This is a genomic window from Hyunsoonleella flava, assembly GCF_004310325.1.
GTDB lineage: Bacteria > Bacteroidota > Bacteroidia > Flavobacteriales > Flavobacteriaceae > Jejuia > Jejuia flava.
Genome location: NZ_SIRT01000004.1, coordinates 139,022 through 165,912, shown reverse-complemented (window position 1 = coordinate 165,912; position 26,891 = coordinate 139,022). Strand labels below are relative to the sequence as shown.

Here is a 26,891-nt window from a genome sequence, read left to right as displayed (position 1 = left end):
AATTAGTTACCTTATGTCTTGATTTCGTATTTAGGAGATTTGTTTAACACTATGCTATTCAGAATTAATATTTAAGTAATATACGGGCCTCTCTCTTATAATTTGGTAAGTTTCTCCATCAAAATACGAAAGTTTTTGATGTATGGTTAGCTTAACAATTTTAGTATTCCCTTGGTAGAGGTTATCCTTGTTGTTCATTGATATTCGTTGCGGAGGTGCTGAGATGCCTGTCAACCAAGGATTTTTTCTTAATTTATAAGTGTCTCTATCATTGATGAATTTACTAAAATATGTATCAAAATCTGAAGACAGATTTTGGTTAAACTTATTTCCCCCATATTTATGTTCTACAGCAAATATTTCTTCAGCAGATTTGGAGGTAATCAAATCGTGGAGCAACTCTTTTTCTCCAACGGTTACCCAACTGATGTTAAGCGTTTGTTTATTGCGTAGATAGTGAAAATTATATCTGTGAAATTCAAAATACTTAGGCCAAAAAAGCTCGGTGGGCACATACGAAGTATCGCCAAATTCATCTTCAACTTCAAATTCGTAAACATAATTAATGGGAGACTCATACCACGCATAAACCGAACACATGAGCCAAACCGGAGAACCTACAACCATAAAAATGGATAAAATTATATGCCACTTCGTGTAATTTTTAACAACTTTATGTAGAACATTTTTTTTGTAAAACCCATAAAGCAATATTAACTCAACCAATACCCATGGCAAAAAACCTATCCCCGTAAGTAAAAAAACTACGAAATGAAATAAAACGAAACCGATTAGGAAAAAAGTTATTGATTTTACCTTTCGGATTAAGAAAAAAATACAACCGAATTCTAAAAGAATGGCAATTACTTTAAATGGCATATTGAATTTTGCGAGAAATCGAGTTGTTTGGGAAATCGTTTCTTCGCTAAGAAATCCCATCCAACCATCTGCATACATACCTGGAAGGAACAAGTAAAGATGGTACCTTGAAAGCCATCCTAAAAGTAACTTACCCAAACCAGCCGGAAAATAGTTGCCCATTAAAACACCAAATAATAAAAAAATAAATGCTCCAATATCCCAACGTAACTTGCCTACAATCAAAAATAAAATTAATTGCGCTCCAAAGAGTATCAATAAGCGCATTGGCATCTCAGTAACACTCCAATTATTTACCAAAAACGGTTCTCCAAAATGAAATATAATAGGATACAGTAGAAACGGAATTAAAAAAAATGGTCTCCATAGAACTAATCCGGTTAATACTGCAATACATATTCTTTCAAGTATTACAGATTCATCAATGAAATATAGATGAGGGTAAGAAACATGAATCCAACAAAGCATAACCGCGCAACACCCTATGACTGCCCGGACAAAATTTCCACCAAATAAATCCCTCCATTTTGTAAGCAATAATTTATAGCGAAAAACAGTTAAAACTAGAAGTAATAGAAGAATATAGAGAGAAATAGACTGAGAGGAAAAATATTGTTGAGGTTCTTTTACCATTACAAAATTACTGAAATCTGAGGATGAAATCTCAGTAAGATCACGATACCACCAATTTAACAGAAGGAAAACAATAGCTAGAAGACAGATATTGAATAAAGAGGGAAGTGTTTTGAATAATGACTCTGGTAAAATCCCTTTTGTTTTGCTGAGAAATTTTTGTAAAATCGAGTCCATATCATCGTGCTATATTATACTCCACTTGTTGTGTTTGATTTATTGCCAAGTTACGTGACTACAGTGAATTATAACAGAAATTAAATAACTGATGTACACTACCGTCCCAATTTTAAATAACAACCTTATCCAATCCTGAATTGTAGAATTGAAGTTTCTTGAAATGTAGTTATATCTATATCTTTTCATAAAAATACATTAGATTTCATAATGAAGAAAAATTAACGATTATTTTCGTCAAACTTAAGTAATTAATGGTTAAGCTACGGTTTAAAGGTTTGATTTACTAAACAATATAAAGTATTTTAGTAATTGCAAATTCGTTAAATTGATACTTACAATTAAAAGAATTTTAATATTAATGAACACCTACTATTTTGGATTTATCTTGGAGTAAAGCTCAAATTGAGTATAAGAAAAAAGTAATTGAATTTGCTGAACAAAACCTCAACAATTCCATTAGTGAACGCGATCATGTCCTGGAGTTTTCCCGAGAGGATTGGAACAAATGTGCAAAGTTTGGCATACAGGGTTTGGCAAGTCCAAAAAAGTATGGTGGGCATGAAGACGACATTGATATTTTAACGGCAACCTTGGCCATGGAAGGGCTGGGTTATGGGTGTAGGGATAATGGTTTGCCATTTAGCCTTAATGCCCAAATGTGGACAGTACAGCTGCCCATTGCCCAGTTTGGTAATGCGTTTCAAAAAGAAAAATATTTAAAACCTTTGGCTTCAGGAGAATGGATTGGAAGCCACGGTTTGACTGAAGCTAATGCAGGTTCTGATATTTTTAATATGGAGACCACAGCCACTAAAGTTGATGGTGGTTATCTTTTAAATGGCTCTAAGAGATTAATTACTTTAGGACCTATTTGCGATATGGTGCTGGTTTTTGCAAAAACAAATCCTAAACTCGGAAAGTGGGGAGTAAGTGGCTTTATAGTCGAATCAAATTCTAAAGGATTTAAACGAAGCGCTAACAAAAGCAAAATGGGTCTAAGAACCGTACCCATTGGTGATTTGGAATTTAAGGATTGCTTTGTTCCGGAAGAAAACAGATTAGGTAAGGAGGGCGCAGGTTGGAGTATTACCATTGCATCATTAGAGTATGATAGGTGCAATATTCTGGCGAGCCAATTAGGTGCTATGGAATATCAACTGGAAGATACTATTAAATTCGTAAAAGGCAGAAAGCAATTTGGGCAGTCCATTGGAGGATTTCAATCCATTTCAAACAGAATTGCAGATATGAAGTTGCGTTTAGAAACTTCCAGATTACTACTTTATAAAGTGGCGTGGTTAAAAAGCCAAGGTAAATCTGCTATGATGGAAGCGGCTCTTTTAAAATTACACTTAAGCGAAAGCTTTATTAGCTCAAGTTTAGATGCCATAAGGTGCCACGGCGGGTCTGGTTACCTAACCGAGTTTGAAGTAGAGCGCAATTTAAGGGATGCTGTTGGTGGTGTAATTTATGCAGGAACATCAGATATTCAACGCAATATCATCTCTCAAATTTTAGGTTTGTAGTATGCAGTTATTTACACTTCCGGATATAGTAAAAAACTCAGCTAAGCTTTATCCAAATCGAGAAGCTTTTAAGAACAGTACCAATACCGTTACTTTTTTTCAATTAGATACAAAAACTAGTCAATTGGCTAAATATTTAATTGATTCTGGGGTTAAAAAAGGAGATAGAGTAGGCATTTATCTTAACAGGTGCTTGGAAACTGTAATTGCAATTTATGGTATTTTGAAAGCAGGAGCAGTATACGTACCATTGGATTTTACTGCACCGCATACCAGGACAAAATTAGTTCTAGAAAATTGTGAAATAACATTTTTAATTTCCTCACCAACACTAAAATCTAAAGTTACGAAGTTGTTGGGACATAATTTGAGTTTGAAATGTATCATAGGGCTAACACATGATGTTCCTGTTAAAACCATATCATGGGAAGATATATTTAAGATTGATTTGACAGAATACCAACCAATAAAAATTTTAGAAAACGACTTGGCCTACATTATGTTTACTTCAGGTTCAACTGGGGAGCCGAAAGGCATAATGCATACCCATAAAAGCGGGCTGTCTTATGCAAAATTATCATCAGACTTATATGGTTTAAACCATGAGGACAGAGTGGGCAATCATGCGCCCATTAACTTTGATATTTCTACTTTTGGATATTTTAGCGCACCATTGGTGGGAGCCAGTACTGTTTTGGTGTCAGATGCGCACACTAAACTTCCCAGTAGTTTAGCACAACTTATAGGAAATGAAAATATAACCATTTGGTATTCAGTTCCTTTGGCTTTAATACAGCTATTAAATTCTGGAATGCTGGATAAATTAAATATGGCATCTTTAAGATGGGTGCTTTTTGGAGGTGAGGTCTTCGGTTTAAAGTATTTAAAGGAACTAATGAAAAAATGGCCTAATGCTAAATTTTCAAATGTATATGGACCTGCTGAAGTTAACCAGTGCACCTACTACAACTTTCAAAGTTTACCTCCTAATATTAAATCGCTTCCTCTTGGTAAGGTTTGGAGAAATACCGATTTCAAAATTCTTAATACTGATGATGAAGAAGCTAAGCTAGGGAAAAAAGGAGAATTGGTAATACGGTCTGGAACAATGATGAGCGGTTACTGGAAGAACAAAGAACTTACAGAGAAGTCACTTTATCGAGAAACTTTGGATACAAGCATTGAATATGTGTATTATAGAACCGGCGATATTGTATATCAAGATGAAAATGGTGTTTTGTTTTTTGTGGGTCGTGATGATAGACAGGTAAAAATTAGAGGATATAGGATAGACCTGGATGAAATTGAATCGGTGTTAATCAATCATCCTGATGTTAATGAGGCAGCCGTAATGGTTTTGAATGTAGGTAATGAAAAAGAAATTTATGCTGCAATATTGCTTTTTGAAGACAGAGTGATAACGCCCAAGGAATTAAAACTGTTTTGTAAAAAACATTTGGCAATTTATGCCATTCCCGATGACTTTGAAATACTAAAGGATTTACCAAGAACAAGTTCGGGAAAAATAGATAAAAAAAGAATAATTGCTATAAAGAAGAATTAAAATGGAACAAGTAATATTAAAATATATCAACGAGCAATTGCTTTTTGATAACGAAATGGAAGAGGATCTTGATAGCGATACTGATTTGTTGGGCAGCGGTATTTTAGATTCTTTAGGTATGGTTCAGCTAATAGCTTTTGTGGAGAAAGAATTTATGGTAAAAGTTCCTCCAGAGGACATGGTGATTGAGAATTTTATGAACGTCGATAGTGTATGTGCCTATCTTTTGAGTAAATAATTAAGGACTCTTGCAATGGATAATACATACTTGTCTTTAACCCAAAATCAACAATTACTTTGGATTGGTCAGGATTTAAACCCTGAATCTCCAATGTATAACATGATTATGGTGTATGAGATTAAGGATGCCATTTCAGTATCCCATTTCAAGCTTGCGTTTCAAAAGTTAGTTGAGACAAGTGATGTCTTGCGCTCCGTTTTTATGGAGAAAGAAGGCATACCCGTCCAAATTTGTCTCTCGAATATTAAGTATGAACTTGATGTTATAGATTTTTCTTCAGAAGAACATCCTCTTGAAACTTATAAAACCTGGGAAAAGGAAAGGGTCAAGTTTCATTTTAACCTAAGCCAGTGCCTCTTTGATTGTGCTTTGATAAAACTTGCAAGCAACCATTTTATGTGGTATATCAACCAGCATCATTTAATAACGGATGGCTACAGTACTACCATTCTATTTTCAAGAATGTCCCAGCTTTATGAAAAAGCATTATCCAATACAATGGACGAGGTGGAAATGTTTCCTTCCTATAAAGCATTTCTAGACCATACAGAAATTATAAATGAGCAAGACGGAGGATTAGAAGCAGCTACCTATTGGAAAGAAAAACAATCAATATTTCCTACTGCCCCAGAATTGTATCATAAAAAAGATACACTACTAAGCACCAATTCCAAACGTATATTAGTAAACTTAGGCATGGAACGTTCAGAAAGGATCAATGAATTGGCCAATGCTAAGGGTATAAAAGGCTGGAGTTTAGACTTAACACTTTATAATATCTTTTTAACTGCACTTTTTGCATACGTTTACCGTATTTCTGGTCAAGAAAGTTTTGTCATTGGCTCTCCAACGCACAATCGTACTAAAAAAAGTTTTAGAGACACATTAGGCTTTTTTGTTGAGAGTTTTCCAATTTACGCTAAAATAGAGGCACGTGAGACCTTCTTTTCCCTAATTAAAAAAATACAGGTGGAAAGTAATGCATTTTTGAAAAATGCCCGAACAGGAGCTTCCACAGTAGAAATGAGCAGGGCCTACAATGTGCTTTATAATTACATCAATACCGGCAATGGCACTTGTTTCAATAATAAACCTGTATGCACAAGTTGGGTACATCCAGGGCACATGGATCCGAGGCATCATTTAAGGTTTCACGTGCATGATTTTGATAACACTGGAAGCATTAAGCTTTACTTTGATTTTAATACTAAAATTTTTGATACGGATTTACAGGATATAGCATGGCGGCATTTTTTAAAAGTTTTAGATGCTTTTATTGATAACCCCAATCAAGCGATTGATACCGTGTCTATAGCCACTGATGGTGAAATTGCTAAAATTGAATCTTGGAACAATACCAAGGTGCAGTATCCCAGAAATGAAACCTTATTGACAAAGTTTGAAGAACAAGTCCAAAAATCACCTGAAAATACTGCATTGATATTTGAAGGAGAAAAACTTTCATATAAAGATTTAGACGAAAAAGCGAATCAAGTAGCTCATTTTTTAATTAGTAAAGGTGTAAATTGCAATGATGTAATTGCGGTGAGCTTAAACAGGTCTTTAGACATGATGGTTTACATCTACGGTATTATTAAGGCTGGTGGCGCTTATTTGCCAATAGATACTGAGACACCTCATAAACGATTAGCTTTTATCTTAAAAGATGCCGGAGTAAAACTCCTGTTTTATAATCATGATGAAATTTATGAAAGCATAACTCATGATTTTCATACCGTTTCCACAGAAACGCTAAATACTAATTTGCATCAATTTCCAATTACAACGCCTTCAGTAGAACTATCAACAAATGATTTGGCCTATATTATCTATACATCAGGCAGTACTGGGAAACCAAAAGGTGTAAAATGCCATCATGAAGGCATTTGTAACAGGCTTCATTGGATGAATGATGATTATCCCATTTCAAACAATGATACCTTTATCCAAAAAACACCAATAACCTTTGACGTATCGGTCTGGGAGCTATTCTGGCCTTTACAAGAAGGCGCTAGGTTAGTGGTTGAAATACCTAATGGGCATAAAAACCCAGAGCAATTGGTGCGTACCATCCGTAAACATAAAGTTACTAATATTCACTTTGTGCCATCCATGTTGAACGTGTTTGTTCAAACAGAAGGGATAGAACACTGCATAAGCTTAACTAGGATATTTTGTAGCGGGGAATCACTCTCAGTTGCTGTTGTACAGAAAACCTTTGAGAAGTTAGATGTTGAGGTGCATAATTTGTACGGACCCACAGAGGCATCGGTTGATGTTACTAGCTGGCATTGTAAGAAAGAAGAACTGCAGCATGGTATCCCAATAGGTAAACCTGTAGCCAATACTAAACTGTATATTCTCGACCCCGCTTTAAATCGATTACCAATTGGTGTTATTGGAGAATTGTATATCGCAGGCAAGCAGGTAGCCAAAGGTTATTTAAATAGAGAAGGACTAACAAAGGAACGTTTCGTTAAAGATATATTTTCAAAAAACCCAAATACTACTATGTATAAAACTGGGGATTTGGCTAGATATAGACAAGATGGTGCTATAGAATTTCATGGTAGATTAGATAATCAAATAAAACTAAGGGGCCTTAGAATAGAGCTTGGTGAGATAGAACGGCAATTAGAGAATATAAATGGTATTTCTCAGGCCATAGTCGCTGTTGATGATGATGCAAATCTAGTGGCGTTTTATGTTGGTGTCCAAGTAGACGAACCCTTAATTATTAAAGGTTTAGAGGAGAGGCTTCCAGAGTACATGGTACCTCAAATTTACGTGCATTTAGATGGTTTTGAACTTTTACCTAGCGGAAAAGTAGATAGAAAAAAACTGCCCAGAACAAATTTACGTAAGGATATTGAGAAACCAAAAACCAAAATCCCTCCGCAAAACGAAATTGAGGAAATTGTACATGATGTATGGGTTGATGTTTTAAAACTAGAGGTCATTGGTGTGAATGAAAATTTTATCAGAATAGGAGGGAATTCTTTAAGTGCCATTGCTATTACATCGCGCCTAAAGTCTATTTTGGAATTGGATATGTCAATAACCGATGTATTTAATTATCCTACTATTTCATCTTATGCTAATAATATAGAACAAACAATAACCACTTTGCTTAATGAGTAAAGAAATTAAAAAAGGCTTCAAGTCATTTATAGTTAAAGCTGTAACCATAGCAATGTGTTTTTGCTATGTTTTCGGTCCGCTTCATAGTGAAATAAGTGAGGTTCTTCATAAAATTGCACATCAATTGGAGATGCCTGAACATGTTATTTCGCATTCAGACACTTTTTTTACGAATAACGCTCAAGCACATTCCGAGCATAGTTTGGAAACATCAGCGAACATTCATAATCATTATGTCTTAAATATTATCGATAATCTTTTTAAGGCATCAGAATCTGAGAACGACTCTGAAAACACTGACGTTTTAATTATAAAATTAGACAAACATACCCGTTATAAACAGAAGTATAAAAGATCATTGTCTTTTGTTCTGAACACTCAAAGCAAAATGACATTTTTCTTAACTGGACAAATACGCTTAGGCTACCTTAAAAGCCCTATTCAACCACCACAGTATATATAATTCTCTTATTCTAAAATGTACGGATATTACTGTACACTAATCTATTTAAAATTAAAAAAATAACAGCATTGCTCTTAGTAGTTATTAACTGCTATAGTCGTGTGTAATAATATTTGTTATGCTAAAAAAAATTATAATACTACTCGGGTTTACACTAAGTATGGGATTTATCAACGCCCATGAGCTAAATGGAACAGTAATTTCCGAAGACAATGAAAAACCTTTACAAGGAGTAGGGGTTTATAACAAAACAACAGGATCATACACCTATACCAATGTTTCTGGGTATTTTGAAATTGATGATATTTCGGTAGGCGATGTCATTTATTTTTATCAATTAGGTTATGAAAACTATGAATTAACCATTGATGAATCACATTTAGATAGCACCGTTCAGGTGATTATGAAGATATCCTCTGCATCGCTAGAGCAAGTGCTTATTGTTTCCAAGGTAAATGTGCTAAGCAATATTGTGAATGTAGATTTAAAAACAAGTCCTGTAAAATCTTCACAGGAAATCCTAAGAAAAATCCCAGGATTGTTTATTGGTCAACATGCAGGAGGGGGAAAAGCGGAACAAATCTTTTTAAGAGGTTTTGATATTGACCATGGAACAGATATCGCTATTGACGTAGATGGAATGCCTGTAAATATGGTGTCTCACGCACATGGGCAGGGATATGCCGACATGCACTTTATTATTCCAGAAACAATCGAAAATTTAGATTTTGGGAAAGGATCCTATTATGCTGATAAAGGAAACTTTAATACCGCAGGCTATGTGGATATCAAAACCAAAACTAAAATTGATAAAAACTTGATTTCTGTTGAAGCGGGCCAATTTAACACAGTAAGGGCACTTAGTATGCTCAAAATTTGGGACGGTAAAAACAGTAATGCCTACGTTGCTAGTGAAATGAACCTAACCGATGGTGTTTTTGAGTCTCCTCAAAACTTTAATCGCTTAAATGTTATGGCGCGTTACAATTATAATAATTATAAAGACCAAGAGTTCAATTTATCTTTATCCCATTTTCAAAGCAAGTGGGATGCTTCGGGGCAAATACCGCAACGTGCTGTGGATCAAGGGTTAATAAGTAGGTTTGGAGCTATCGATGATACTGAAGGAGGAAACACTAGTAGGACAAATATCTGGATGAACCATATTAAGCATTTTGATGAACACTCTAGCTTAACCTCCTCTGCTTACGTTTCTAATTATGATTTTGAGTTGTTTTCAAACTTTACATTCTTTTTGGATGATCCAGTTAATGCAGACCAAATCCGCCAGTATGAAGAGAGAACCATTATTGGAGCCAAAAGTATTTATGAGAAGTCACTTCATTTAGAGGACCACGATAAGCAACTAAAATACAGAGTAGGTGTTGGTTTTAGGTATGATGATGTAAACGACAATCAGTTGTCGCGTACTAAAAATAGAAAAGAGTTACTGGAAAGATTAGCTTATGGAAATGTTGATGAAATAAATGCGTTTTCTTTTGCAGATTTAACTTATAAAGTAAAAAATTGGACGATTAATCCTGGGGTACGTTTAGATTATTTCACATATGATTACGAAGATTTACTTTCTACAACTTATGATAGTAAAAGCGAAAATAAAACGTTATTGAGCCCGAAACTGAATTTTATATATGCAGCTTCACCTAATACTCAGTTTTTTCTTAAAACAGGTTTAGGATTTCATTCAAATGATACTAGGGTAGTCGTGGCCAATAGTGGTGAGCAAATACTGCCAACCGCCTTTAGTACAGATTTAGGTACAGTTTTAAAACCAACAGATAAATTAGTAATAAATGCAGCACTATGGTCTTTGTTTTTAGAACAAGAATTTGTTTATGTTGGAGATGCTGCCATTGTAGAACCTAGTGGTAAGACTTCGCGCTACGGTATCGATTTCGGATTACGTTATCAAATTGCCGATTGGTTATACTTTAATTCTGATATCAATTATACGGTCGCCAGAAGTACCGAAGAGCCAGAAGGTCAAGATTATATTCCTCTGGCTCCAGATTTAACTTCTGCTGGAGGATTTACAGTAAACAATTTAGGGAATTTTTCGGGTGGAATTAGCTACCGTTACATAAAAGACCGTCCTGCAAATGAGGACAATTCTATTGTTGCAGAAGGATATTTCGTTACAGATTTAAATTTAAATTATAACCATAACAATTGGACCTTTGGTTTAATAGTTGAGAACCTTTTTGATGTAGATTGGAATGAAACCCAATTTGCTACAGAAAGTAGGTTGTTCAACGAGGCGAGTTCTGTAGAGGAAATTCACTTTACGCCCGGTGTACCATTCTTTTTACGAGGGAAGATATCAGTAAGATTTTAAGAATAACATCTTGATAAATCAGAGCAATAAGAGTTCCGTTCTAAATACTTAGAGAGGAACTTTTACTGTTCATAAAGCCTTTATACAGGCCAAAAAGGAATTAGTTTTGGTTTGTGCTATTAAGTATTAAGCCATTGCTTAAATTGGGCAGCTTTATTTTTACTGATAATAATACTAGATTCTGAATCAGGAGTAACTAAAATTTTGAGTTGATTATTGCCATATTTCACAATTTTCTCAATGCTTGCAATTGAAATGATAAATTGTCTATTTGCTCTAAAGAAAAATGATTCGTCCAACTGTGCAGATAATTCATCTAAGCTTTGATTCGATGCGGAGCGTTTTTTATCATTACAAACTACATAGGTAATGGTGTTTTCGGTGTAAATATAGGCGATATCGTCTGTGGAAACAGGCACTAATTCATTTCTAACATAGGTTAACAGCCTTTTTTTGGATGCGCTAGATTCCTCTGCTGTGTTTGTGTTTTCTTCGCTAACTTTCTGTTGATATTCCCCAATAGCTCGATTTAGTTTAGAAAGGTTAATCACTTCATCCTCCAATTTTTCATTTTTAAGCTCCAACGTTTTTTCATAGGAGCTACCAAAAATTCTAAGAATAACAACGGCAGCTATTATGATAAAAAGCCCCATGACTATAAAAACAATTAGAAACTGATTTTTAAAATCCCCTACTTGACTTTTAATATTGTCCGTTCTTAAATGTGCAGCCAATATCCAATCAGAATTTTGAATAGAGCTTAGTGCAATTACCTTTGATTGTTTTTCAATGGTTTCAGTATTAGAGATGTCATTTTCAGCATTTAATAAATCATAAAATGCCTTTGGGGTAAGATCGTCATTTACAGAAGACACATAAGAGTTATTAGAACTTGCCAATAACCCTACATTTTTAATATCAGGATGAGCTATAACCTTTCCAGACCAATCATAGATACTTAAAAACCCCATTTCAAAATCAGTACCATTCAAACTTTTTTGAATGTTATCTATCAAAGTATCCTTAGCAATATTTTGCGAAAGTTGATGACTTAAAAGTGTAGAGAATGATTTAGCTTCTTTCTTGCTAAATACTAAATGGGTTTCCAATAACTTCAATGAGCTTTGCTTAACCAGATAGTGAAATGCTAAACTAGCCACGATACCATAAATGATAGTTATGGATAAAAACGTCAAAAAATAAAGTTTGTCTTTTCTCATTAGCAACCATAAAACTCAAGCTAATATAAGAATTTAGAATATTGAACTTACTATTGGTTATGTTCAAGTTCAAATATTCCATTTTCAGGTTTCCACTTAATTATTCATCCTAAAATATTCCCTTTTAAGGCTGTTTTTTCCCTCTCGCATAGGTTTATAGTGTAAAACACGTGCATTAACAATTCCTTTGTAGTGCCTTTAATTACTGGCATTATAAACAACTTCAATATTAAAAATCAAACTTATGAAATCAATTTATTATCTAATTCTACTATTATCGTTAACAACTCTATTAGGATGTAGTAACGATAGCCAAAGCGACCTTGTTGAAGAACAAAATCCTGGTACTTCGATTACGTATTCAAACACAATCCAGTCCATTATCAATAATAATTGTGTTGGATGTCATTCTAATCCACCTCAAAATGGTGCACCATTTCCACTAGCAAATTTTGATGAGGTTTTTACACGTGCGAACAACGGACAGTTATTAAGGTCTATCAGTAGGCAAACCGGAGAGCCTAGAGCAATGCCTCCGTCAGGTAGATTGCCACAAGCTACTATTGATTTAGTGGAGCAGTGGATTGAGCAAGGTATAAAAGAAAACTAATCATTAAAACTATTGAAATGAAGACATATAGAATAATCAAACTGTTACCAATCATCACGTGCTTGTTAATCTGTACAATAAGTTTTGGTCAAGATAAATACATTGATAAAAACGGCACTATTGTGTTTGAAGCATCAGAAAAACTGTTTGAAGAAGTAAAAGCCACCAATAAATATGCTACCGCTATATATAATATTGAAACCAATGAAATAGCAGCCTTGGCACTAATGAAAGGGTTTCGATTTAAAAACTCCTTAATGGAGGAACATTTTAACGAAAACTACATAGAGTCAGACACCTATCCCAAAGCCATATTTAAAGGGAAAATTGTCGATTTCAATGCTACAAAAAACCTTGGAGAGACTGCTGTAGAAGTCGATGTAAAGGGTGTTTTGGAATTGCATGGAAAACAGAAGACGATTGAAACGGTTTTAACCCTCCAAAAGGTTGATAATATAATATCCATGACCGGAAGTTTTGTTGTGTCTCCATCAGATTTTGATATTGAAATTCCCAAAATAGTACGTAATAAAATAGCCAAAATGGTTCATGTAAATCTGGATTTTAAACTGATAAGAAAATGAAGAAAAAAACCGCTTATATCATTGCCTTCTCCGTATTTACATTAGGTGTTTTAGCATGTGCTGTTTACGGCTATATGTACAAAGAACATAGGGATATTGCTACTGAAGAGGTGGATTACAGCCTAAGCTCCAATGATTTAAAAAATGTAATGCGTACCGATTCTGTTTCTGGTCAATTTATAGATAAAGTTATAAAAACAGAAGGTGTCATTACTTCAATTGAACAAAACTCCGTAGTACTCAACAATGTTATACAGGTTAACTTCATAAATACTGATGTAAGTATGTTAAAGCCTGAAGCAACATTAAGTATAAAAGGGAGATGCGTAGGATACGATGACCTACTAGAAGTAGTAAAAATAGACCAAGCAACAATAACTAACCCATAAACTATCAACAATGAAAAAACTATTATACATTTTTTGCTTAGTATCCTTTTTTGGAAATGCGCAAGATGAATTACTGGACGAAATAGATAACCAAACTACTGGAGAAAACTACAAATCTGCTGCATTTAAAGGCCTCAAAATTGTAAATTTTGAATCTACTAAAATGGTATCCCAAAAGGAGCTTTATTTTGTGGTATCGCATAGATTTGGTTCCATAGAGACGGGAATAAGCGACTTTTTTGGACTAGACCAAGCTGTAACCCGACTTAACTTTATTTATGGAATTTCTGATGGAGTAAATATTGGCATATCGAGAAGTTCCTTTCAAAAGACCTATGAAACCTCACTAAAGCTACGTTTGCTTCGACAAAAATCTAATGGCATGCCCTTTACCGTAGTGCTATTTAATAGCCTCTTAATCAATACGGTTTTAGATAAAGATGAGCTTCCAGGGCTTGAGTTTAAACACAGGTTAAGCTATGCTGTTCAAGCTTTAATATCCAGAAAGTTTAGCAAGGACTTTTCTTTGGAAATTATTCCTTCAGTTTTTCATGATAACTTGGTGGCCTTTGATCCACAGACTAATACGCAATATGCACTTGGTTTTGGAGGAAGACATAAATTAAGTAAACGTTGGTCCATTAATTTCGATTATGGTTTACACTTAAATAGAGCGTCAAATTCTCCTTTTAAAAACCCACTTTCTATCGGGTTCGACCTAGAAACTGGAGGACATGTTTTTCAACTACATTTTACCAATGCCCAACCTATGAACGTAAATACATTTTTAGGACAAGCAACGGGCGATTGGGCAGATGGCAATATTTTCTTCGGATTTAACCTTTCACGAATCTTTTAAACCAATAAACCTATGACAACAAGCTTAGCAAGAATAGTAGTTCAAAATCCATTTTGCACAAACTGTAGTGTTTCAATCAAGAAAAAAATTATGGAAATAGAACAGGTACAAAACGTTAGGTTATTTCCGGAAGACGCCTTAGTCGTTTTCAATTTTAACCGCGCAAACCAAATTTCAGAAGTCTTAAATACGCTTATGAATTTGGGATATCCCCCAGAAGGTGATCGTATCACGCAAACTTATACGAACAAGCCATTATGCGGCTGTTTGGAAATTTCAAATTAAATCAATTTAAAAATCAAATAATCACTTAAATACATTTAAAAATCATGAAACATCTATTTTTAATTTTAATCGCACTTTTTACCATATCAAGCTGTAGTAATGACGACGATGATTATACTACAATTCCACCACCACAAAACAATGCGGTGCAACTTAAAACGAACGCTACATTTGGTAGTGTACTAACAAATTCTCAAGGTTTTACATTGTATTTCTTTTCAAAGGACAGTAAAGCAGCATCAAATTGTAGTGGAGGATGTCTTAATAATTGGCCTGCTTTTTTTGCAGAAGATTTAACTTTAGATAATGGTTTGAATGCTTCTGATTTTGGAACAATAACAAGAGCCGATGGGAGCAAACAAACTACTTTTAAAGGATGGCCGCTATACACTTTTGCGAACGATGCGTCAGCGGGTGACATTAATGGAGATGGTGCTGGAGGCGTCTGGTACGTTGCAAAACCAGATTATACGGTAATGATGGTTAGCGCCCAATTAGTAGGTAGAGACAAAGATGGTAACGAAAGCAATCTTACCAGCAACTATACCGAAGGCGACGAGGAAACATTTTACATGGTAGATGCAGAAGGTAATACGCTTTACAGTTTTGTAAACGATACTAAAGGTGTAAATAATTTTACAAAGGACGATTTTTCTAATAACGGCGTCTGGCCAATTTTTGAAGCTACCATAGTAAATATACCTAGTGTTTTAAGCGCGTCAGATTTTGGAAGTATAAACGTTTTTGGAAGAAGCCAAATTACTTATAAAGGATGGCCATTGTACTTCTTTGGTCAAGATACGCAGAGAGGTGATAACTATGGTGTAGGTTTTCCTGCTGCTGGTGTATGGCCTATCGTTAACCAAAATATAGATGAGGCACCAGAAGCTCAAACACCAAGTGCAACAACTTATACGGTAAGTAACCAGGGCGCATCAGCATATTTATTTAGCGGTGAAGGATTGAGTAATGCTTCAAATCCTGATATAACCCTAAAAAGGGGAGAAACCTATGAATTTGTTATTGGTACTCCAGGTCATCCATTTATTATAAAATCTGCGCAGACTACAGGAACGGGTGATGCATTTAACGAGGGTGTAACCAATAATGGCGCATCTCAAGGCACTATAACATTTACCGTACCTACAAACGCGCCAAACACATTATTTTACATATGTGAGTTTCATGCATCCATGAAAGGCACTTTTAATATAGTTGATTGAAAAAGGGAAGTTTAATTTTTAGTAGTTTTGAACCTAGGGTGTAATACCCTAGGTTTAATCAAATAAACTAGAATGTAATAGCAAAAGTTGAGTAGAACATCAATCGTAAATATAGGATTATTTCTTGCAGTACTGGTACTTGCATTTTTTATAGCAAAGCATTTAGTTTGGGATAAACCCGATACTACGGACCTTTCATATAGAACACCGGTTTATAAGTTAGATGCTGAAACAGTTATTAATTTCATTCAAAATGAAGATAGCAATAACTTAAAAGCAGAACAAGTTATTGAAGTTGAAGGTGTAGTAAAAAAAATTACTTATTTGAATAACCGAATTACGATCTTGTTAGGAGCTGATGGAAAGGAAAATGCGTTTGTAATTTGTGATATGGAAAGTAATCAAGCCGAAAAAGTTGCAAATGTGGCAACTAAAGATACGATTACGTTAAAAGGCGTTTTTAAGGGGGTACTTGAAGATGCTATTTTTTTAAATTGTATAATCTCTGAATAATTTATGCATAAATTTATTCTTGTTATCATGTTATCTTTTCTGAGTATTCAAAAGGACTCGGGAAAAATAATTGCGAGACAGGGCAATGTCTCTTTCTTTTCGTATACGCCTGTTGAAAATATTAAAGCCGAAAATAATCAGGTGCTAAGTATTGTAGATTTGAAGAACAATAAAATTGCGGTGAGTATTTTAATGAACGCATTTGTGTTTGAAAAAGCCTTGATGCGCGAGCATTTTAATGAAAGTTACATAGAATCTGATATTTACCCAAAAGCCACTTTTGAAGGTAAAATAATTGATTTTGATCCCAGTATGAAAGGTGTTCAAACCCGTATGATAAAAGGTGACTTTTCAATGCACGGGTCTAATAAGGAATTGGAAATAAAAGCAAAAATTGAAAAACAAAATGATGTTTTTGTAATTACTGGATCGTTTGAGGCAGTGGTTGAAGATTATGATATTAAGATCCCTCCACTTTTAAGAGGGAACATAGCCAAAATTATTAATGTTGATTTTAAGTTTGAATATGAAGCTTATGAAAACTAAAACGATAGTATCTATTTTAACTTTTTTGTTAGCGATAAGTTTTGTTAACGGACAAGAATTATTGGATATTTTAGATAAAGAGCATAAGGACACTTTAAGGTTTACCGAGGCAACATTTAAGTATTCCAGAATTACCTACGGGCAATCCGTACAAACAAGAAAAAGCGGAACTTTAGATGTTTCGGCTAATATTAGATTTTGGAATACACCCGAAGAGCGTTCCCAAAGCTTTTTTGTAGATCGTTTAAACACGAGATTTGCTTTAGAATATGGCATTTCTGACAGGCTTTTACTTGGAGTAGGTGGTAGTACTTTTGACGAAAGGTTTGACGGATTTATTAAGTATAAACTAATACGACAGGGGGTTAGTAGCGGTTCGCCCGTAACGGTATCACTATTCCAAAATGCGAGTTATTTTAGTGATGCATTGCCATATTCTAGTCCTGGTAGAATGTCATCAAATAGGCTTTCATTTACATCCCAAATTTTGATTGCCAAAAAGATAACTTCAGATTTTTCATTACAAATAGCACCAACATTTGTGCATCGTGGTTTAGTTTTTAATGATAATGATCCACAAAATCATTTTGCAATAGGCTTCGGCGGACGATATAAACTTGGTGGGCACGTTTCGTTGGTTTCAGAATATTATTATGTAGCCAACCCTATAAAATCGTTTGATACGTATGGTCCTTTCTCATTGGGTATCAATTGGGAACTTAGTGATGTAATGTTACAGTTTATGCTTACCAATGCAGTAAGCATGGTGGAAGATGCGTTTATAACACAAACCAGAAATAATTTCAATTTTAAAAATCCTAATTTAAATTTTGGATTTAATTTTACCTATACCATTCACTTTAAGAATAAATTAAAAGGAAAACGGTAAAAATCGATTTAAAGTTCTGTGTTAATCTTTTTTAGTTACTCTATTATTTTTATTTCAAATAACTTATCCCAACGTTTTCCAGTAACAAAAATAGTTTTGGTTTCCGGGTTGTAAGCAATACCATTTAACACATCTAGCTTTTCATGTTGTGTCACTTTATTTTTTAGAGGTGTAAAATCGATTACAGCTTCTACAGCACCATTTTTAGGATTAATAATAGCTACGCCATTTTTCTGGTAGCGGTTAGCATAAATTTTACCGTCTATCCATTCCATTTCATTAATCTGACTTATTTTCCCTTTGTTGGTGTATACTTGAATCTTCTCCTTTTCTATTAAAGTCTCTGGTTCTAGCAGCCAAATTGCTTCAGTACCATCACTTTTATATATGTGGGTGTCGTTATGTGTCAATCCCCAGCCTTCTTTACTTTTTCCGTAAGCAAAACTTCCTGTCTTCTCAAATGTGTTTATATCATAAATAAAACCAACCCCTTTCCTCCAAGTCAATTGGTAAATTTTATCGTTCATAACTGTTAAGCCTTCTCCAAAGTATTCATCGGCTAAATTTACGTTTTGTAAAACTTCGCCGGTTTTGTAATCTACCTGTCTCAATTTAGATTCTTTGTACTGTCCAGTACTTTCATAAAGTTTACCGTTATAAAACTCCAAACCTTGAGTATAAGACGTGATATCATGTGGATACTCATTTATGATTTTATAATTTTTTTCGCCCAAAACCTTCGGGGATTTATCATTTAAAATAGTTATTGATGAAGATATAGCTTGCGTATCATCACCATTAAAATAAACTATGGCATCAATTGGATGTTTTCCTAGTTTATGATGCTTTAAACTGAAGTTTTCAGAAATAGTTTTACCATTAAGTTTGTACACCACTGAATCGATAGTGTGATTCTTTTTGTTTTCAATCGATAGATTAAGAGTTTCAGCTATTGAAATATTACCCTTTTCAGCATTAGTTTTGATACTAAAATAATTTTTCCTTTGCCCTGAATTTGAGCCACAAGACAAAACCATGGATAATAAGAATATGTAAGCTAGGTGTTTAGAGATTTTCATTTGTAGGATGTAATTTTGGTCGAATATATTTATTAAAAATCGGTTTAAAAAATCATTGTGAAAATTTTAAAAGATTGTATCTTTGCAGCCGGCAAGTCCTACACAACCAGCTCCTGTAGAATCCTCCAGGGCGGGAACGCAGCAAAGGTATACGGTTGTAGCGGTGTGATGTAGGTAGCTTGCCTTTTTTTTGTGCCCTAAATTTAAATTTTATTTTCGCATTTCGTTGTTGTAATTTGCCACTCTAATTTATTTGGTATGTCTAAAGTTGTTTTAATCACGGGAGGTTCTTCAGGTATAGGAAAATCAATTGGCGAATTTTTGCATCATAAGGGGTTTACAGTCTTTGGAACGAGTAGAAACCCAAGCAATTACAAAAACAGCATTTTTCCGCTTTTAGAATTAGATGTTAAGCAGGTAAGCACCATTACAGCTGCGGTTCAAACGGTGATTGATTCAAAAGGTAGATTAGATGTTCTTATAAATAATGCAGGTGCTGGTATTACGGGGCCTATTGAAGAAATACCAGAGGAAGAGATTAAAGCAAATTTTGATACTAATTTCTTTGGACCTATAAATGTGATAAAGGCAGTTTTGCCGCAAATGCGTGGGCAAAAAAGCGGACTTATAATAAATGTTACTTCAATTGCTGGTTATATGGGTTTGCCGTATCGCGGTATTTATAGTGCCAGTAAAGGTGCGCTGGAAATTTTAACGGAAGCATTTAGAATGGAGTTAAAACCTTTTGATATAGAAATGACTAATGTTGCCCCAGGAGATTTTGCTACCAATATAGCCGCTGGACGCTATCATGCACCTTTAAAGGAAGATTCACCATACAATGCCAGTTATGGAAAGTCCTTGGAGTTAATGAATGCACATGTTGATGCAGGGAGTGACCCAGAAATGATGGCGAAAGCAGTATACAACATTATTAATACTAATAAGCCTAAGATTCATTACAAAGTAGGGGAGTTTATGCAGAAATTTTCTATCGTTCTAAAACGTGTTCTCCCTGATAGAGTTTATGAGAAATTGTTGATGAACCACTACAAAATATAGATTTGGTACACTATTTGTGTCTTGTTAGCACAAATGTAGCCAGATGAATAAAAAAATTCTTTTTCCCTCGATTTTAGCCCTATTTTTTTTGGCAACAGGTTGTCAAGATGTTTTAGAATGTGTTATCAATAGAAAACCTATTTTATCCGATAACAGATTAGGTACTGCTTTTGTTAATCAAGATTATTTTGAATTGATTACTGCCGAAATTCAAAATGAACCTAGAGACAATGATTATTTTTACTTTTTTTCCGTGATTGGAGATTTGCCACGTGGTATAGATGTATATTTTGATTACAGGGATGTCATTATTGAGGGTAGACCACTAGAACGAGGTCGGTACAGATTTACTATAAGACTTGATGTAGAGCAAGCTGATAACTATTGTGAAAATAATTTGAATGACTGTGATGGACTCTGCGAAGAAAGTACTGCAAGAACTTATATTTTAACGGTGAATTAAACTGATTTTTTTACTGAAAAATTTATCTCCGAAAACTTTTAGCAACTTGTTGATAGATTTTACCAAAAGGTAATTAAGTAAAACTCATAATGTTGTAAATTCGCTGCGTTAGGGATTGAGGCATTTGTTGAAGCTCCCCGACGTAGGAGGGAGCGACTGCCGAAAGCCCGACCCCTTGTGGGTAACGCAAAAAGTATTGCAATAAGATAAATTAAAAACTATATAACTGAAATAATGAAATTTTTTATTGACACAGCAAATTTAGACCAGATAAGAGAAGCCCAAGATATGGGGGTTTTAGATGGTGTGACTACAAACCCATCTTTGATGGCCAAAGAAGGTATTACGGGACATGATAATATTATGAAGCACTATGTTGATATTTGTAATATTGTGGATGGTGATGTAAGTGCAGAGGTAATCTCTACTGACGTGGATGGCATGATAAAAGAAGGGGAGGCTTTAGCTGAACTGCACGAACAAATTGTAGTAAAGCTACCTATGATTAAGGATGGCGTAAAGGCTTGTAAATATTTTTCTGGTAAGGGTATAAAAACAAATGTAACTTTGGTGTTTTCTGCAGGACAAGCACTATTAGCTGCTAAAGCTGGAGCTACTTACGTATCTCCTTTTTTAGGGCGTTTGGATGATATTTCTACGGATGGATTGAACTTGATTTCTGAGATCCGCCATATCTATGATAATTATGGTTTTGAAACTCAAATTTTATCAGCTTCAGTGCGTCATACCATGCATGTTATTGATTGTGCGAAAATAGGATCGGATGTGATGACTGGACCTCTAAGTTCTATTGAAGGTTTATTAAAGCACCCTTTGACTGATATTGGTTTAGCTAAATTTTTAGCTGATTACAAGAAAGGAAACTAGAAGATAGGTTTTAAGTATAAATAAAAAGGCGCAATAATCAATCTGATTATTGCGCCTTTTTATTTATAACATTAAGCTTATGCTTTTTTCTGCTTATTAATTTCGTCTTGCAATTGTCTTCTCACTTTTTGCTCGCGTTCTAGCGCGGTTTTTCTGTGCTCATCAAATTCTTCCTCAATTTCTGAAAGGCTTTGTTTAGCTTGTCTTGTGATGGCATTACTGTTTTTAAACTTGTAAATAAATAACAACAATAAAGCGAGTAAACCTGCAATGATACTCCATAACAGGGTATTATATCCAGTTTTGCTCATTTGCATACCAAATAGCGACATGCTGTTTTTTTCTGTATTGGTTTTATCTAAATCGGCTTGCGTTTTAGAAAGATTACTTTTTAATTCCGTAATCTCATTGGCCTGAGTTTTTACAACGGTTTGTGTTTCATTTAAGTCTTTTCGAATTTCATTTAACGAATCTCTTACATGATTTCTTAATTTCAATAACCATGCAGTTTTTACGGCTTCATAAGGTTGGCCATTGGTACCTTTAAAATTTCCAGATTTTCTAAAAATGTATTCAAATTGGCTGTCGATAGTGCCACTATTAAGAGAAAGTGTTTCTGGTTGTTGCGTGGTTTGAGAGAATGATAAACTAAAAATAAATGAAAATACGAGGGTAATAAGGTATTTTGAGGAATTCATTTGGTTGTGTTTAAATAGGTTAACTGTTGATGCGAAAATATAAAATAAAGTTTAAAAACATAATTATATTACCAAATAGCCCCAAAAAATTGAGGCTATTATGATACATTTACGATTATTGAGAGAATTTAGATGTTTTTAATAGTACGTGTAGCGTCTTACTTTTGAGATGTATTTTGCCAACCTAATTACTTGATGGCTGTACCCATATTCGTTATCATACCAAATGTAAAGTATAACGTTTTTTCCATCAGAACGTACGATGGTTGCTTTACTATCATAAATTGCTGGTGCGGAGCAGCCTACGATATCGCTGGATACTAACTCATCGCTCAATTCGTATTTTATCTGCTCTACTAAATCGCCTTCAAGCGCATATTTTTTAATAGTTGCATTTATGCCATTTAAGGATGTCTTTCTATCCAATTCTAAGTTTAAAATAGCTAATGAACCGTTCGGTACAGGCACTCGAATGGCATTTGAGGATAATTTACCTTCTAGACTAGGTAAAGCTTTTGCTACTGCTTTTCCAGCACCAGTTTCAGTGATTACCATATTTAATGCTGCTGCACGACCGCGACGGTATTTTTTGTGAAAGTTATCTACCAAGTTTTGGTCGTTCGTATAGGCATGAATGGTCTCTAAATGTCCGCTTTTTACACCGTAAGAATCTTCAATTGCCTTTAAAATTGGTGTAATGGCATTTGTGGTACACGATGCCGCTGAAAATATATTTAACTTATCCGGGCTATAATCTTTATGATTGACGCCATGTACTATATTTGGTACTTCCTTTCCTGGTGCGGTCAGTAGTACTTTTTTAACACCTTTTGCTTTTAAATGCCTTGACAACGCTGCTTTGTCCCTAAACGCTCCTGTATTGTCAATAACTAGTGCGTTGTTAATACCGTACTTTGTATAATCAATTTTTTCTGGAGCATCGGCCGAAATCATTTTAACGGTTGTACCATTAACAATAAGGGCATTATCTTTTTCATTAACGGATACTGTTCCTGAAAACTCCCCATGAATGGAATCGTTGTTTAATAAAGATGCTCTTTTTTCGAGAACTTCCTTGGAAACCGAACCTCTTGTTACAATCGCCCTTAGTCGTAACTGGCTACCTTTACCTGTTTTTGCCATAAGTTCGCGCGCCACCAATCTTCCAATTCTACCGAAGCCATAAAGGATAACGTCTTTTGGTTCTATAGTATTACCATTTCCGGCATCTTTAATTTTGTTGGCCACAAAGTGAATGGCGTCATCAAATTTGTTTTCCTCCAAATGAAATTCGTAGGTCAATTTCCCGATATCTAGTTTTGCAGGTGGGATATTTAGCTTTTTGATGGCTTTGGCGATTTCAACAGAATCAAAAATGGAAATTGGTTTTTGAACAAACTTACCAGCATATTCGTGCAGGTTTAAAATCTCGCTGACATTTTTGTCAATTAATTGATTTTTAAAGAGAATTAACTCGATGGAGTTATCATACCAAAGATCATTAACGGCTTTGATAAATTCAACAGTCGCTCTTCGTCGATCTGCTTGAAACGCTAACTCTTTTTCATAAGTTGCATCTGTAGACATTTTTTTGAGTTTAGTGGGTTTTGATTTTGCAAAAGTATCATATTTCAAACGTTTTCGTAAGCTATTTTAACAAAAAAATAACCCTTTCGATTTCAGGGTTATTTTTCTATTATATTATGTTTTAAAATGGATGTCTATATGCTAATATTACTCAACAAAGGCGTGTTTTTTATGTCGTTTGTATCCAATGCATATTGATTTAGTTGATTATCTCCAACCGCAATAAGATGGTTGTTTTGTATAATAACATCAAAAGCACTAATATCAATGCTGTGGGCTAGTTTCGAATTTTCTGGATCGGAAATATCAAATACCTTCACTTCATCATCACATACAAAAAGATAACTGCCATAAAGCCCCAAGCCTTTTGGTGCTATAAGGTTACGTTGAGAAATTAAAACAGGTTTGGTCACATCCTTCACATCGTATATCTGCAAAGCACTAATAGTATTGCCACAGCCAGCACTTGTGTCTAAAGTAACAAAAGCATGGGTGTCATTTGCAATTACAGGGTCGCAAGCTGTAAAGTGCTGTACGGCACTTAATTGTTTTGGGCTCTCTGGGTTAGAGGTTTCGTAAATAAACATTCCGTTTCTAGAGCCTATATACAAAAAGTCCTTATAGCTTACCAAGGTTTCAATATTAAAGCCAATAGGTACTCGGTTAACTAAAACAGGGTTTGTTTTTGTACTTATATTAAATACGTTTAACGATCTGTTGTCAACCGTATATAAATAATCGTTAAGTATGGTGAATGTTGCTAATGAACCACCTTGACCTACATCAGAAACGGCTTCATTGGAGCTGTTGGAATCATTTTCGCAAGCTAATAAAGCGAAGACAAATAGTATGTATATTAATTTTTTCATGGTGGTTTTAGTTTTTTAGTGTCCAATCTATAACAACTTCATCCGAGGCTATGTTTGCACGATAGCCATCAGGAGAAATCATTTCAGGAAATACGTTTTCTATACGTTTTGAAACGGTCACTTCATTAAAATCATTACTGAATGATAATGCAATGATATCTACGGCATTATTCACATAAAGAATATCTTGCTTAATGGATACATCAGTAGACCCAAGAACTTTAAGAAATTTCAGCTTAATTGGGTTTTCAGGATTAGAATTGTCATAAATATGAAATCCTTTGTTGGGTTCATTTATAAAAAGGTAGTTGTCTTTTATATAAATTTTCCCCATAATTCCCTGGTTTTGAGGCGGCATCAGTTCAATGGAAGTGTTGAAACTTTCACGTTTTAAGATTACAGGGTCATACCTGTTGGAAGTAACATCAATTAGAGGATCATCGTCATCTGAACCTCCAAAATAGATACAGGAGGACAGCAATAAAGTAAATAATAAATACAGTAGTGGTTTGTGTTTTAAGGTGGTCATCTCATAGTTTTATTATAAGATGCCAGATTTAAAAAAGGTTGCGTGTAACTCATAAAAAAAGTCCTCATTTTTGAGGACTTTCTTTTTGTAACAAAAAATTATTTTTATTTGAAGTTATAACGTTCTGTTTCGCCATCTTCATTAATTAATTCAATTCTAAATGAATCATATTTAGACATGTTTCTAATTATATTCTGAACATCATCCACGTTGTTTACTTTTATATCGTTGACAGCAGTTATTATGGCACCTTGTTTGATGCCATTTTTGTTCCAATATTCAGCATAATTTTCATCAAGTAGAGAAATTTTCACACCGTTTTTGGCCTTGTATTTCTTTAATTCTTTAGGTTTTACATTTTTTATTTGACCAACGTACGGTAAAACAGAGGTTTGATTTCTAATTAATCTCACAGGCACTGTTTCTAGTTGCCCGTCTCTTGAAAAAGTAACATCAACCACATCATCAGGACTTTTTGTACTTAAATGTCCCTTTAAATCGGAGAATTTTAAGATTTTGATGTTGTCAATCTTTTTAATGATATCTCCTTTTCTTAAGCCTGCTTTTTCAGCTCCAGAATCTTCTTCAACACTACTAACATAGAATCCCTGTGTATCGTTTATCTCTATGTCTTCTGCTCTCGCACTGTTTAAGGCAGTACCCATAACCCCAAGAATGCCATTCTGAACATTACCATACTCCATAATGTCATTAACAACTTTTCTAGCAATATTACTTGGGACGGCAAAAGAGTAACCAACATAAGATCCAGTTTGTGATGTAATAGCGGTATTAATGCCTATAAGTTCTCCATTGGTATTAACAAGTGCGCCACCTGAATTACCCGGATTTACAGCAGCATCTGTTTGTATAAAAGCTTGAGAAGCATTACCAGACAAATCTCTTGCCTTAGCGCTAATTATTCCTGCAGTTACCGTTGAGGTCAGATTGAACGGATTACCAACTGCTAAAACCCATTCCCCAATTTTGGCATCATCAGAGTCTCCAAAAGTAACTACAGGTAGTTCTTCATCTGCTTCAATTTTTAAAAGTGCAATATCCGTTTTGGGATCGGTGCCCACAATTTCAGCTTCGTAAGTTTTGTTGTTGTTCAACGTTACCGAAAGTTCTTGAGACTTATCTACTACATGATTGTTGGTAATGATATAGCCATCTGGTGTAATAATAACTCCAGAACCTGTTCCCAACTGTGCGCGTTGGGGGCTTCTGCCCCTAAATAAATCCTCAAAAGTCATACGCCCTCTACTTAACGTAACATTTTTTACATGAACTACCGCGTTTACAGTATTTTCTGCAGCCTGAGTAAAATCAGGAGTTTCATAAGGTTTATAAAGTGCGTTTGTTGTACTGGTAGGAATCAAAGTGGGTTGTGCCTCAACAGCGTCAACTACCAACGTTTTGTCTTCTTCTATAAATAATTTGTATGCTCCTAATGTTAATATACCACCAAGAGCTGAAACCATAACTAATGTTAAAATCTTCTTCATAATTTTCAGTTTAAGATATATTCTTCAACGATTAAAATTAAATATTTATTGAACTGTGTTTTCAACTTTAACGACGATTTAACAATCTAAAAACCGGTTTAATATTT

Annotated in this window: 26 protein-coding genes and 1 other RNA gene; 19 read left to right on the top strand and 8 right to left on the bottom strand. The window is 34.5% G+C overall.

All coding sequences use genetic code 11. The features are described 5' to 3' along the window. Nucleotides 1–54 precede the first annotated feature (54 nt). On the bottom strand, nucleotides 55–1,347 hold the full coding sequence (locus EYD45_RS07350) for a hypothetical protein (RefSeq protein WP_165453900.1): 1,293 nt from the start codon (nucleotides 1,345–1,347) through the stop codon (nucleotides 55–57). Between the two features lie 719 nt (nucleotides 1,348–2,066). Between EYD45_RS07350 and EYD45_RS07345 the strand changes: the two genes are divergently transcribed. The 6 genes from EYD45_RS07345 to EYD45_RS07320 all read left to right on the top strand — a co-directional run bounded on the left by EYD45_RS07345 (nucleotide 2,067) and on the right by EYD45_RS07320 (nucleotide 10,983). Beyond that, nucleotides 2,067–3,218, top strand: coding sequence for an acyl-CoA dehydrogenase family protein (locus EYD45_RS07345; RefSeq protein WP_130963892.1), 1,152 nt, complete (start codon nucleotides 2,067–2,069; stop codon nucleotides 3,216–3,218). A gap of 1 nt (nucleotide 3,219) precedes the next feature. After that, nucleotides 3,220–4,782 (top strand): amino acid adenylation domain-containing protein, encoded by a 1,563-nt coding sequence (locus EYD45_RS07340; RefSeq protein ID WP_130963891.1) that lies wholly within the window; start codon nucleotides 3,220–3,222, stop codon nucleotides 4,780–4,782. Nucleotide 4,783: 1 nt separating this feature from the next. Next, nucleotides 4,784–5,020 carry an acyl carrier protein gene (locus EYD45_RS07335; RefSeq protein WP_130963890.1) on the top strand — a complete coding sequence of 79 codons (237 nt, stop codon included), beginning with the start codon at nucleotides 4,784–4,786 and terminating at the stop codon, nucleotides 5,018–5,020. A gap of 15 nt (nucleotides 5,021–5,035) precedes the next feature. Further along, nucleotides 5,036–8,164, top strand: a complete 3,129-nt coding sequence (locus EYD45_RS07330; protein WP_130963889.1) for a non-ribosomal peptide synthetase — start codon at nucleotides 5,036–5,038, stop codon at nucleotides 8,162–8,164. After that, nucleotides 8,157–8,627, top strand: a complete 471-nt coding sequence (locus EYD45_RS07325; protein WP_130963888.1) for a hypothetical protein — start codon at nucleotides 8,157–8,159, stop codon at nucleotides 8,625–8,627. The genes EYD45_RS07330 and EYD45_RS07325 overlap by 8 nt, the downstream gene beginning before the upstream one ends. A gap of 118 nt (nucleotides 8,628–8,745) precedes the next feature. Then, nucleotides 8,746–10,983, top strand: coding sequence for a TonB-dependent receptor (locus EYD45_RS07320; protein WP_130963887.1), 2,238 nt, complete (start codon nucleotides 8,746–8,748; stop codon nucleotides 10,981–10,983). Nucleotides 10,984–11,102: 119 nt separating this feature from the next. On the opposite strand, the gene EYD45_RS07315 is transcribed toward EYD45_RS07320, so the two are convergent. Then, complete coding sequence (locus tag EYD45_RS07315) at nucleotides 11,103–12,179, bottom strand: LytTR family transcriptional regulator (protein ID WP_165453899.1); 1,077 nt, start codon at nucleotides 12,177–12,179, stop codon at nucleotides 11,103–11,105. A 268-nt stretch (nucleotides 12,180–12,447) separates the two neighbouring features. Between EYD45_RS07315 and EYD45_RS07310 the strand changes: the two genes are divergently transcribed. The 9 genes from EYD45_RS07310 (at nucleotide 12,448) to EYD45_RS07270 (ending at nucleotide 18,101) form a co-directional block, all read left to right on the top strand. Continuing rightward, nucleotides 12,448–12,813 carry a hypothetical protein gene (locus EYD45_RS07310; RefSeq protein ID WP_130963885.1) on the top strand — a complete coding sequence of 122 codons (366 nt, stop codon included), beginning with the start codon at nucleotides 12,448–12,450 and terminating at the stop codon, nucleotides 12,811–12,813. A 17-nt stretch (nucleotides 12,814–12,830) separates the two neighbouring features. Next, nucleotides 12,831–13,397: a YceI family protein gene (locus EYD45_RS07305; protein ID WP_130963884.1), complete on the top strand. Its 567-nt coding sequence runs from the start codon at nucleotides 12,831–12,833 to the stop codon at nucleotides 13,395–13,397. Then, nucleotides 13,394–13,786, top strand: coding sequence for a hypothetical protein (locus tag EYD45_RS07300; RefSeq protein ID WP_130963883.1), 393 nt, complete (start codon nucleotides 13,394–13,396; stop codon nucleotides 13,784–13,786). The genes EYD45_RS07305 and EYD45_RS07300 overlap by 4 nt, the downstream gene beginning before the upstream one ends. A 10-nt stretch (nucleotides 13,787–13,796) precedes the next feature. Next, the gene (locus EYD45_RS07295; protein WP_130963882.1) at nucleotides 13,797–14,645 is read left to right on the top strand and encodes a DUF5777 family beta-barrel protein; all 849 of its coding nucleotides are present in this window, start codon (nucleotides 13,797–13,799) and stop codon (nucleotides 14,643–14,645) included. Between the two features lie 12 nt (nucleotides 14,646–14,657). After that, entirely contained in the window at nucleotides 14,658–14,930 is a 273-nt protein-coding gene (locus EYD45_RS07290; RefSeq protein WP_130963881.1) for a heavy-metal-associated domain-containing protein, read from the top strand. Between the two features lie 44 nt (nucleotides 14,931–14,974). Continuing rightward, complete coding sequence (locus EYD45_RS07285) at nucleotides 14,975–16,153, top strand: hypothetical protein (protein ID WP_233702562.1); 1,179 nt, start codon at nucleotides 14,975–14,977, stop codon at nucleotides 16,151–16,153. A gap of 87 nt (nucleotides 16,154–16,240) precedes the next feature. After that, a complete protein-coding gene (locus tag EYD45_RS07280; RefSeq protein WP_130963880.1) occupies nucleotides 16,241–16,666 on the top strand; it encodes an OB-fold protein in 426 nt (141 codons plus the stop codon). Nucleotides 16,667–16,693: 27 nt separating this feature from the next. After that, entirely contained in the window at nucleotides 16,694–17,212 is a 519-nt protein-coding gene (locus EYD45_RS07275; RefSeq protein WP_233702560.1) for a YceI family protein, read from the top strand. After that, entirely contained in the window at nucleotides 17,202–18,101 is a 900-nt protein-coding gene (locus tag EYD45_RS07270; protein ID WP_130963878.1) for a DUF5777 family beta-barrel protein, read from the top strand. Before EYD45_RS07275 ends, EYD45_RS07270 begins: the two co-directional genes overlap by 11 nt. Before the next feature lie 35 nt (nucleotides 18,102–18,136). Here the strand turns inward: EYD45_RS07270 and EYD45_RS07265 are convergent, their stop codons facing one another. Beyond that, a complete protein-coding gene (locus tag EYD45_RS07265; RefSeq protein ID WP_130963877.1) occupies nucleotides 18,137–19,180 on the bottom strand; it encodes a glutaminyl-peptide cyclotransferase in 1,044 nt (347 codons plus the stop codon). An 89-nt stretch (nucleotides 19,181–19,269) separates the two neighbouring features. Between EYD45_RS07265 and ffs the strand changes: the two genes are divergently transcribed. The 4 genes from ffs (at nucleotide 19,270) to fsa (ending at nucleotide 21,593) form a co-directional block, all read left to right on the top strand. Continuing rightward, nucleotides 19,270–19,368: signal recognition particle sRNA small type (gene ffs, locus EYD45_RS07260), an RNA gene on the top strand. 70 nt (nucleotides 19,369–19,438) lie between these two features. Next, nucleotides 19,439–20,242 carry an SDR family oxidoreductase gene (locus tag EYD45_RS07255; protein ID WP_130963876.1) on the top strand — a complete coding sequence of 268 codons (804 nt, stop codon included), beginning with the start codon at nucleotides 19,439–19,441 and terminating at the stop codon, nucleotides 20,240–20,242. A 43-nt stretch (nucleotides 20,243–20,285) separates the two neighbouring features. Next, complete coding sequence (locus EYD45_RS07250; protein ID WP_130963875.1) at nucleotides 20,286–20,705, top strand: hypothetical protein; 420 nt, start codon at nucleotides 20,286–20,288, stop codon at nucleotides 20,703–20,705. Nucleotides 20,706–20,939: 234 nt separating this feature from the next. Beyond that, a complete protein-coding gene (gene fsa, locus EYD45_RS07245) occupies nucleotides 20,940–21,593 on the top strand; it encodes a fructose-6-phosphate aldolase (protein WP_130963874.1) in 654 nt (217 codons plus the stop codon). Between the two features lie 77 nt (nucleotides 21,594–21,670). On the opposite strand, the gene EYD45_RS07240 is transcribed toward fsa, so the two are convergent. The 5 genes from EYD45_RS07240 to EYD45_RS07220 form a co-directional block, all read right to left on the bottom strand. Next, nucleotides 21,671–22,291 (bottom strand): coiled-coil domain-containing protein, encoded by a 621-nt coding sequence (locus tag EYD45_RS07240; protein ID WP_130963873.1) that lies wholly within the window; start codon nucleotides 22,289–22,291, stop codon nucleotides 21,671–21,673. Between the two features lie 138 nt (nucleotides 22,292–22,429). Further along, nucleotides 22,430–23,878 (bottom strand): glyceraldehyde-3-phosphate dehydrogenase, encoded by a 1,449-nt coding sequence (locus EYD45_RS07235; protein ID WP_130963872.1) that lies wholly within the window; start codon nucleotides 23,876–23,878, stop codon nucleotides 22,430–22,432. Between the two features lie 134 nt (nucleotides 23,879–24,012). Continuing rightward, nucleotides 24,013–24,747 carry an LVIVD repeat-containing protein gene (locus EYD45_RS07230; RefSeq protein WP_130963871.1) on the bottom strand — a complete coding sequence of 245 codons (735 nt, stop codon included), beginning with the start codon at nucleotides 24,745–24,747 and terminating at the stop codon, nucleotides 24,013–24,015. 7 nt (nucleotides 24,748–24,754) lie between these two features. Next, entirely contained in the window at nucleotides 24,755–25,276 is a 522-nt protein-coding gene (locus tag EYD45_RS07225) for a hypothetical protein (RefSeq protein ID WP_130963870.1), read from the bottom strand. A gap of 104 nt (nucleotides 25,277–25,380) precedes the next feature. Continuing rightward, nucleotides 25,381–26,784 carry a trypsin-like peptidase domain-containing protein gene (locus EYD45_RS07220; protein ID WP_130963869.1) on the bottom strand — a complete coding sequence of 468 codons (1,404 nt, stop codon included), beginning with the start codon at nucleotides 26,782–26,784 and terminating at the stop codon, nucleotides 25,381–25,383. Nucleotides 26,785–26,891: the final 107 nt, after the last annotated feature.

Bases quoted from the DNA above. Each gene is read 5' to 3' on its own strand.
- EYD45_RS07350 (WP_165453900.1), bottom strand. From the start codon at position 1,347: ATGCTTTGTTGGATTCATGTTTCTTACCCTCATCTATATTTCATTGAT.
- EYD45_RS07340 (WP_130963891.1), top strand. From the start codon at position 3,220: ATGCAGTTATTTACACTTCCGGATATAGTAAAAAACTCAGCTAAGCTT.
- EYD45_RS07335 (WP_130963890.1), top strand. From the start codon at position 4,784: ATGGAACAAGTAATATTAAAATATATCAACGAGCAATTGCTTTTTGAT.
- EYD45_RS07330 (WP_130963889.1), top strand. From the start codon at position 5,036: ATGGATAATACATACTTGTCTTTAACCCAAAATCAACAATTACTTTGG.
- EYD45_RS07325 (WP_130963888.1), top strand. From the start codon at position 8,157: ATGAGTAAAGAAATTAAAAAAGGCTTCAAGTCATTTATAGTTAAAGCT.
- EYD45_RS07320 (WP_130963887.1), top strand. From the start codon at position 8,746: ATGCTAAAAAAAATTATAATACTACTCGGGTTTACACTAAGTATGGGA.
- EYD45_RS07310 (WP_130963885.1), top strand. From the start codon at position 12,448: ATGAAATCAATTTATTATCTAATTCTACTATTATCGTTAACAACTCTA.
- EYD45_RS07305 (WP_130963884.1), top strand. From the start codon at position 12,831: ATGAAGACATATAGAATAATCAAACTGTTACCAATCATCACGTGCTTG.
- EYD45_RS07300 (WP_130963883.1), top strand. From the start codon at position 13,394: ATGAAGAAAAAAACCGCTTATATCATTGCCTTCTCCGTATTTACATTA.
- EYD45_RS07295 (WP_130963882.1), top strand. From the start codon at position 13,797: ATGAAAAAACTATTATACATTTTTTGCTTAGTATCCTTTTTTGGAAAT.
- EYD45_RS07290 (WP_130963881.1), top strand. From the start codon at position 14,658: ATGACAACAAGCTTAGCAAGAATAGTAGTTCAAAATCCATTTTGCACA.
- EYD45_RS07285 (WP_233702562.1), top strand. From the start codon at position 14,975: ATGAAACATCTATTTTTAATTTTAATCGCACTTTTTACCATATCAAGC.
- EYD45_RS07275 (WP_233702560.1), top strand. From the start codon at position 16,694: ATGTTATCTTTTCTGAGTATTCAAAAGGACTCGGGAAAAATAATTGCG.
- EYD45_RS07270 (WP_130963878.1), top strand. From the start codon at position 17,202: ATGAAAACTAAAACGATAGTATCTATTTTAACTTTTTTGTTAGCGATA.
- EYD45_RS07265 (WP_130963877.1), bottom strand. From the start codon at position 19,180: ATGAAAATCTCTAAACACCTAGCTTACATATTCTTATTATCCATGGTT.
- EYD45_RS07255 (WP_130963876.1), top strand. From the start codon at position 19,439: ATGTCTAAAGTTGTTTTAATCACGGGAGGTTCTTCAGGTATAGGAAAA.
- EYD45_RS07250 (WP_130963875.1), top strand. From the start codon at position 20,286: ATGAATAAAAAAATTCTTTTTCCCTCGATTTTAGCCCTATTTTTTTTG.
- fsa (WP_130963874.1), top strand. From the start codon at position 20,940: ATGAAATTTTTTATTGACACAGCAAATTTAGACCAGATAAGAGAAGCC.
- EYD45_RS07240 (WP_130963873.1), bottom strand. From the start codon at position 22,291: ATGAATTCCTCAAAATACCTTATTACCCTCGTATTTTCATTTATTTTT.
- EYD45_RS07235 (WP_130963872.1), bottom strand. From the start codon at position 23,878: ATGTCTACAGATGCAACTTATGAAAAAGAGTTAGCGTTTCAAGCAGAT.
- EYD45_RS07230 (WP_130963871.1), bottom strand. From the start codon at position 24,747: ATGAAAAAATTAATATACATACTATTTGTCTTCGCTTTATTAGCTTGC.
- EYD45_RS07225 (WP_130963870.1), bottom strand. From the start codon at position 25,276: ATGACCACCTTAAAACACAAACCACTACTGTATTTATTATTTACTTTA.
- EYD45_RS07220 (WP_130963869.1), bottom strand. From the start codon at position 26,784: ATGAAGAAGATTTTAACATTAGTTATGGTTTCAGCTCTTGGTGGTATA.